This is a genomic window from Pseudomonas sp. (genome assembly GCF_037994325.1).
GTDB lineage: Bacteria > Pseudomonadota > Gammaproteobacteria > Pseudomonadales > Pseudomonadaceae > Aquipseudomonas.
In genome coordinates this window covers 1-5,201 of the sequence record NZ_JBBNAH010000740.1, presented here as the reverse complement: position 1 = coordinate 5,201, position 5,201 = coordinate 1, and the positions used below count along the sequence as shown (strand labels likewise).

General features: G+C 54.9%; 7 protein-coding genes. 2 read left to right on the top strand and 5 right to left on the bottom strand.

The window, feature by feature from the left end:
• Together AAAB16_RS24780 and AAAB16_RS24775 are read left to right on the top strand one after the other, a co-directional pair.
• Positions 1-590: energy-coupling factor ABC transporter permease (locus AAAB16_RS24780; RefSeq protein WP_340665746.1), on the top strand; the 590-nt coding region annotated here is incomplete at its 5' end.
• Between the two features lie 96 nt (positions 591-686).
• Positions 687-902, top strand: coding sequence for a hypothetical protein (locus AAAB16_RS24775; protein WP_340665745.1), 216 nt, complete (start codon positions 687-689; stop codon positions 900-902).
• 3 nt (positions 903-905) lie between these two features.
• Here the strand turns inward: AAAB16_RS24775 and yacG are convergent, their stop codons facing one another.
• The 5 genes from yacG to pilB all read right to left on the bottom strand — a co-directional run.
• Positions 906-1,112: a DNA gyrase inhibitor YacG gene (gene yacG / locus AAAB16_RS24770; RefSeq protein ID WP_110617448.1), complete on the bottom strand. Its 207-nt coding sequence runs from the start codon at positions 1,110-1,112 to the stop codon at positions 906-908.
• Positions 1,109-1,720 carry a dephospho-CoA kinase gene (coaE, locus tag AAAB16_RS24765; protein ID WP_340665744.1) on the bottom strand — a complete coding sequence of 204 codons (612 nt, stop codon included), beginning with the start codon at positions 1,718-1,720 and terminating at the stop codon, positions 1,109-1,111. The genes yacG and coaE overlap by 4 nt, the downstream gene beginning before the upstream one ends.
• Positions 1,717-2,589 carry an A24 family peptidase gene (locus tag AAAB16_RS24760; RefSeq protein WP_340665743.1) on the bottom strand — a complete coding sequence of 291 codons (873 nt, stop codon included), beginning with the start codon at positions 2,587-2,589 and terminating at the stop codon, positions 1,717-1,719. The genes coaE and AAAB16_RS24760 overlap by 4 nt, the downstream gene beginning before the upstream one ends.
• A gap of 2 nt (positions 2,590-2,591) precedes the next feature.
• On the bottom strand, positions 2,592-3,809 hold the full coding sequence (locus AAAB16_RS24755; RefSeq protein ID WP_340665742.1) for a type II secretion system F family protein: 1,218 nt from the start codon (positions 3,807-3,809) through the stop codon (positions 2,592-2,594).
• A 3-nt stretch (positions 3,810-3,812) separates the two neighbouring features.
• Positions 3,813-5,201 (bottom strand): type IV-A pilus assembly ATPase PilB (pilB, locus tag AAAB16_RS24750; RefSeq protein WP_340665741.1); only part of this gene is annotated, 1,389 nt, incomplete at its 5' end.

Genomic DNA, 5,201 nt, shown 5'->3' with positions numbered 1-5,201 from the left:
CGTGGTTGGAACTGTTCAGCGATATTCGCCGCCAGCATTTGCTCTGCGGCACCGTGCTTGGGCTGTTTATGTTGTGGCTGGTGCGGCGCGATTTTGATGTGGGCGTCTCGTTCCACTTTATTGGCATGACCGCCGTTACGCTGCTGCTGGATTGGCCGCTTGCGGTATTGGGCGGGCTGGTCGCCCAGCTCGGCTTGCTCGCCATAGGCAGGCAAGACCTCGCCGCCATGGGCGTCAACGGCGTGCTGCTGGTGCTGGTGCCGGTAGTGGTTACTGAGGTCAGCGCGCTCTGGGTCGAGCGGCGGCAATCACAAAATCTATTCGTGTATATCTTCTGCTCCGGCTTTTTTCCGGCGGCGCTCGCGGCACTGCTGTGCGTATTGCTGGGCCTGTGGGTGCTGTGGTTGGACGGCCGTTTCCCCATGCCGTATTGGCTGGAAGACTTTATCGGCTACCTCTGGCTGGTGATGTTTCCCGAGGCGTTTATCAACGGCACGTTGATCACGGCCTTGGTGGTATTCAAACCCGAGTGGCTGGAGACGTTTAACCGCGATCGCTACCTGCAAGCGCCCTGGAAAGATGACGACTGATTCGCCGCTTTTATAGCGCGCCACGGCTTGACCTGAATCAGCCGCGCGCCTGGCACACTCTTCAGCATGGCGGCAATCAACCGAGGAGATTGTGAAATGAGTGTGCATACATGGGCCAACGACCACCTGCAGCGCAGCCTGGCAGCGGCAACCGCCGAAGGATATGAACCGGCCTTGGCATTACGGGCCTTGCTCAGCGCCGTGGTGGAGCAGAGCAAGGCGTACCGCAGCCCTGCCGACCTGGCGCAGGAGCTGCAATTTCTGGCGGATAACCTCGACGACGACCGCGACTACAGCTTTATGCGGCCCTAGGGCTTAGTGGCGCTGCGGCGGGATATCCAAGTCGCTGGAAAACAGCTCATCTTCCAACGGGTCGACCGGGATCGCGTGTTCCTCGGCGGCCCAAGCGCCCAGGTCAATCAACTTGCAGCGCTCGCTGCAAAACGGGCGGCTAACACTTTGCGGGCCCCACTCAACGGGCGCGCCGCAGGTTGGGCATTTAACGATTGGAGCTTGGCTCATGGCTGGCCTCCATGAAGGGTGAGATAAAAACGGTGCAGGCGTTCAACTTCGCTCTGCAGCCAGGGTAAATCGCGGTCATTGAGCAAGACGTCATCAGCGTGTTTCAAGCGCTCCTCGCGCAGCGCCTGGGCCTTGAGAATGGCCTGAACCTGCTCCGCCGAGGCTTGGTCGCGCAGCATGGTGCGCTGCACCTGCAACTGCTCAGGAGCATCCACCACCAACACACGTTGGGTCAGCTTATGCTGGCCAGACTCGATCAGCAGCGGCGACTCCAAAATGGCGTAGGGCGATTGTGCGCTGGCCAGGCTGGTCATAATTTCGGCACCGATCAGCGGATGCAGCAATGCCTCCAACCAACGGCGCTCTTCTGGCGCTTGAAAGATAAGGGTGCGCAGCGCGGCGCGATCCAACTCACCATTGGCCTGCAACACCTGCGGGCCAAAGTGTTCAGTGATGGCCGCCAAGGCGGGCTTGCCCGGCTCCACCACCCAGCGGGCGGCGTGATCAGCGTCGACGCAATGCACGCCCAACTTAATAAAGTGCTGCGCCACTGCGCTCTTGCCACTGCCGATACCGCCAGTGAGCCCGAGAATCCAAGGTGTCGTCATTTAAAACCGGCGATTTGCAGATAAGTGCCGGTTATTTGATCACCCCAGAGCAAAGCAATCCAGCCAGCAATGGCCAGATAAGGGCCAAACGGGATGGGTGTACTGGTCTCGGCATTGCGCAAACGCAACATAATCACGCCCAACACCGCCCCCACCAACGACGACAACAAAATGGTCAGCGGCAACACCTGCCAGCCACCCCAGGCACCGAGCATCGCCAGCAACTTAAAGTCGCCGTAACCCATGCCTTCCTTGCCAGTGGCCAGCTTGAACAGCCAAAACACCGACCACAGACTCAGGTAACCGGCGACGGCGCCAAACAACGCATTCTGCGGCGTGGCCAGCAAACCAAACTGATTCACCAGCAAACCGACCCACAGCAGCGGCAAGACCAAATCATCCGGCAGCAACTGGTGATCGATGTCGATCAGGCTCATCGCCAGCAAGCCCCACGTCAGCAACAGCATCGCCCCGGCTTGCCAGTTGAAACCGAAATGGTAGGCGACGTAGGCGGAGAGCAGGCCGCATGTCAGCTCTACCAGCGGATAACGCTTACTGATCGGTGCTTTGCACGCCGAGCACTTACCGCGCAGCGCCAACCAACTGACTACCGGGATGTTCTCCCACGCCTGAATTTCATGGGAGCAATGGGGGCAGCGCGAATTAGGCAGGACCAGATTAAACGTCTCAGTCTTCTCCGGCGCCGGCAGCTCAAGAATCTCCCGCGCCTGCTTTTCCCAGTCGCGTTTCATCATCACGGGCAGACGATAGACCACCACATTGAGGAAGCTTCCGACCAGTAAACCAAGGAGGAAGGTACAAAAAATAAAGGCCAGCGTTGAGCTGGCCAGAACTTCGATTACGGGCATCTTTAAACCACGGAACCCAGTTGGAAGATTGGGAGGTACATGGCGATAACGAGGCCGCCAACAAGTACGCCAAGGACCGACATAATCAAGGGCTCCATTAGCGAGGTAAGGCCATCGACCATATTGTCTACTTCTTCTTCGTAGTAGCTCGCTACTTTGTCGAGCATTGTGTCGAGGGCGCCAGACTCCTCACCAATAGCCGTCATTTGAATGGCCATGGAAGGAAATACACCAGTAGTACGCATCGAAAAGTTGAGCTGCATGCCGGAGGATACGTCGGACTTCACCTTCATCGTCGCGCTTTTGAAAACGATGTTGCCGGTAGCCCCAGCAACCGAGTCCAGAGCCTCTACTAGAGGTACACCTGCGGCAAAGGTAGTGGAAAGCGTACGAGCAAAACGTGCTATCGACGACTTATAGATAATGTCGCCTACGATCGGCATCTTCAGAATGAAGCGGTCAAAGCCGTCACGTACTTTTTGCGAGCGCTTGAATGCCTGTTTGATGCCAAAAGTCGCACCGAAGACGCCGATCAGAATAACAAACCACCATTTCTGCAGCGCTTCAGACAATCCGATGACCCACATAGTGAAAGCAGGCAGTTCAGCTCCGAAACCTGAGAAGACCGATTGAAATTGTGGAACTACTTTGATCAGGAGAATGGCTGACACGATCAACGCCACCACAATTACGGCTATGGGATAATTCATCGCCTTTTTAATTTTGGCTTTAAGCTGTTCAGTTTTCTCTTTATAGGTAGCAATACGATCCAGAAGACTTTCTAGGGCGCCAGCTTGCTCTCCCGCATCCACAAGATTGCAAAAAAGATCATCGAAGTACAAAGGTTGAGAACGTAGCGCAGTAGCAAAGCTGTTGCCGGCTGCAACTTGTTGTTTAATGTCGTCGACTAGCTTACGCATATTCGGGTTTTCAACGCCCTCGGCGATGATGTCGAAAGATTGCAGTAGCGGTACACCTGCTTTCATCATGGTGGCCATCTGCCTGGCGAACATGGCAATGTCCATTGGCTTGATTTTTTTGCCCTTGCCAAAAAGGGACACGGCCTTCTTACGCACCTTTGTCGGGTTCACACCTTGTTTGCGCAACTGTGCTTTAACCAGTGCTGGATTCTGGCCGCTCATTTCTCCTTTGACTTTGGAACCTTTCTTATCAGTTCCTTCCCAGCTGAACGTGCTGGTTTTTAGTGCTTTAACGGCCATGAATTAGTCCTTAGTCACGCGGTTCACTTCTTCGAGGCTGGTGACTCCTTGCATTGCCTTCAGCAAAGCTGAGGTGCGGAGGTCATTGAAGCCGTCTTTGCGCATTTGCACCGAGATATCGATGGAGTTGCCTTCCTCCATGATAATGCGTTGCAGGGCAGGCGTGTTTTTAACCACTTCATAAATCCCGACGCGGCCTTTGTATCCGCCGTTGCAATTGTCACAGCCAACCGGGCCATAAACCTTAAATTTCCCCAACTGATCTGCGGGAAAACCTTCCTCAAGCAATACGTCGTCGGGTATCTGTCGTTCTTTCTTACAGTGACTGCAAAGCTTGCGTGCCAGGCGCTGGGCAATGATTAGGTTTACCGAGGTGGCGATGTTAAACGAGGGCACGCCCATGTTGCGCAAACGGGTCAGCGTTTCAGCTGCGCTGTTGGTGTGCAGCGTAGACATAACCATATGCCCGGTCTGCGCAGCTTTTACAGCAATGGAGGCGGTGTCCAGATCGCGGATTTCGCCGACCATGATGATGTCTGGATCTTGACGCAAGAAGGATTTCAACGCTGCCGTAAAGTCCATCCCTTGCTTGGGGTTGACGTTTACTTGGTTGATACCTTCTAGGTTGATCTCTACGGGGTCTTCTGCCGTAGAGATGTTCACATCCACAGTATTGAGAATATTCAGGCCGGTATATAGCGAAACGGTTTTGCCGGAGCCGGTAGGACCTGTCACCAAAATCATGCCCTGCGGCTGCTTCAGTGCGGATAGATAAAGTTCTTTTTGCGACTCTTCGTAGCCTAGGGCATCGATGCCCATTTGGGCGCTAGAGGAGTCCAGAATTCGCATTACGATCTTCTCGCCCCATAGGGTAGGGCAAGTGCTAACGCGGAAATCGATAGATTTAGTCTTCGATATACGCATTTTGATACGCCCATCCTGAGGCTTGCGTCGCTCGGAGATATCCAGGCTCGCCATAACCTTCAAACGCGCAGAAATACGTGGCGCCAGCTGAATCGGTGGGCGAGCGATCTCGTGCAAAATGCCGTCAGTACGAAAGCGCACGCGATAGCTTTTTTCGTAAGGCTCAAAATGCAAGTCGGATGAGCCTGCCTTGATTGCATCCAGTAGCATCTTATTCACGAAGCGCACCACCGGCGCGTCGTCGGCGGCATTGCCCTCGCCACCATCATCCTTATCTTCATTTACCGCTTGTACGTCTACGCCGTCTAAGTCGACATCACCCAGATCGTCCATGCCGCTATTGGCGCTTTCAAAAAACTTCTCGATTGCGTCGCCAAGCTTATCGTCCTCAACGAGTACCGCCTCGGTGTTTAAGCCGGTGCTGAACTGGATATCGGTAATGGCTTGGTGATTTGTCGGGTCCGAGAC